Here is a 2,167-nt window from a genome sequence, read left to right as displayed (position 1 = left end):
ATTAATAATTGATAATTAATAATTAATAATGGGGTGCATATCATATTTGTAAAAATACTTTTTTCTTTTTTCCTATTCCCTATTCTCTGTTCCCTGTTCCCTGTTCCCTATTCCCTAAATTTGCAAAAATACTTTTTTACTCTTGAGATAGAAGGCTTTAAACCAAATTAATTAATTATCCATTATTCATTGTTAAGAACAGGTTTGGTGTTCAAATTAATACACCAAAATTCAATCAAAAATCCCACCCTAATGCACATTCGCTGTTCTATATCACTCTATTAGGGAGGATTTCAAGTTATTTTCTTTAATACCAATTCCCATGCATTATTGCTATACTTGGGCGATACTTCAGTTATTAACTGATCGATACAATCATAATTATTTTTTTGCTGATTTTCCCTAGTAATTATGTTAATTATTCTTATGTTTGCTTCTCCCCCACTCCCCTGCTCCCCTACTCTCAATCTCTAATTTTAAATAGAACCCATTTGGGATCTATAATTAGGGCTTGCTGATTAAATATAAAAGCCTTAATAGATAAAGCTTTTAGCCTTTTTTTGTCTGGAAAAAGTACGAACTTTTAGGTCATTTAGGTTCAAAAATTTAGCATTTTTGGCTCAATATTACAGGAAAATTAAGGCATAATTCCTCCCACTACCTCATCTAAATTCCCCATTTCTCCTGACTCCTGACTTCTGACTCCTGACTCCTACCCCTACTAAAAGACTTTATTCAACAAACCCTAATTAAGTCAACCTCGACGAAAATCTGGAAAAAGTTTGTCTTCAGGGGATACATTCTCATCATTTCCTGATTCAATATTTAATCTGTCTAAAATCTCTAACATTTCTCGTTCAAAAGCAACACTAGCACGATTAGTTTTACCCCCTATATAAAGTAGTTCATTCTGTTGCAAAGCCCAAATTTGGGAGTGAGAAACATAACTCATTAACACACTCAACATTAATAAACCAAAACCTAAATAAACAATTGGAATTCCTGGATCTGCTTTTATTTGTAAACCTGTACTACCGATAATTTTGTCAACAAATAAGGTAATACCATTCACTTCTGTAGACATTCCTTCTCGCACACTAGCAACTAATTTACCAGTATTATCATAAATTAATACAGTTCCTTGTAAATCTTTGGCAAGTAAAGATATACCTTCACTTAAATCTGGTTTTGTAGGAACCCAAGTTCCCCAAATTCTTCCCCCTCCTGCTGTATCTAATTTTGCCATTGGTAACTTAAAAACAGGGCTTTTATTAATTCTAACTTTGACTGCAGAAATTCCCCAATCTGCTTGATACATTGTTACTCCATGATACCGCATGGGTTGATTAACAAATATGGTTTTTCTATCTACTTCTTCGCCACTTTTATCTAATACTGATAGGTCTGAATAAAACTGGTCAATTGTTCCTTTTGGAGTATAATCTATCCAGAAACGATTAACTCTAACTGACCATTTTTTGGGGATTTGTGATTCGGCAAAAATTCCAGCATCGACAATATTTTTAACTTGAAATGTTTCCCCACTCGGCACTATTTCTTGACCAACAAATCCGGTAATTGAACCAATTATTGAGCCTGCTAAAATTATGAGCATACTAGCATGAACTATTATCGGACCGACTTTCCCAATAATTCCTTTTCGTCCATAGAGTTTATCTGGTTCTTTAGATGTTTGATAACCTCTTTGCTGTAATATTTTTTCTAAGGAATCTAAGGAAGCTGTTTCTATTTCTGCGCTTAATGCTAAGTTTTTAAATTGTTGTTTTTTATCGTAAAATTTCCAGCGTTTAGCAGATTTTAAGGCGGGTAATTGTCTGGTAAATGTGCAGGCTGTTAAACTGGCTCCGAATAATATTAATATTGATAAAAACCACCAAGTCCGGTAAACATGATCTAATTCTAATAATAAAATTACTTTCCAGGTTAAAAAACCAAATAATGCTGGTTTTTCTGGATAGTTTTCTTGATAAAAAGCTATTGGTTCACCCTGTTCTATGACTGTTCCAGAAATACTAGAGATAGCTATGATTAAAAGGAGAGCGATCGCTAACCTTAAATCTGCTAATAATGGTAATATTTCTCGTCTAAATATTTTGACAGGATTTAGCTTTCCATTTAATTCTGAATCTTGAGCATCCATTTATTT

1 protein-coding gene is annotated in these 2,167 nt (G+C 33.1%); it reads right to left on the bottom strand.

Going from position 1 to position 2,167, the window contains the following annotated elements:
* Window positions 1-754: 754 nt before the first annotated feature.
* Entirely contained in the window at window positions 755-2,161 is a 1,407-nt protein-coding gene (locus tag AFK68_RS00615) for a cytochrome c biogenesis protein (protein ID WP_094670820.1), read from the bottom strand.
* Window positions 2,162-2,167 lie beyond the last annotated feature (6 nt).

It is taken from the genome of Hydrocoleum sp. CS-953 (genome assembly GCF_002260545.1).
Taxonomy (GTDB): Bacteria; Cyanobacteriota; Cyanobacteriia; order Cyanobacteriales; family Microcoleaceae; genus Trichodesmium.
The sequence above is the reverse complement of the archived record's forward strand: the minus strand, read 5'-3'. Positions and strand labels throughout refer to the sequence as shown.

What these genes read in the sequence shown, in the direction of transcription:
- AFK68_RS00615 (WP_094670820.1), bottom strand. Translation starts at nt 2,161, where the DNA reads ATGGATGCTCAAGATTCAGAATTAAATGGAAAGCTAAATCCTGTCAAA.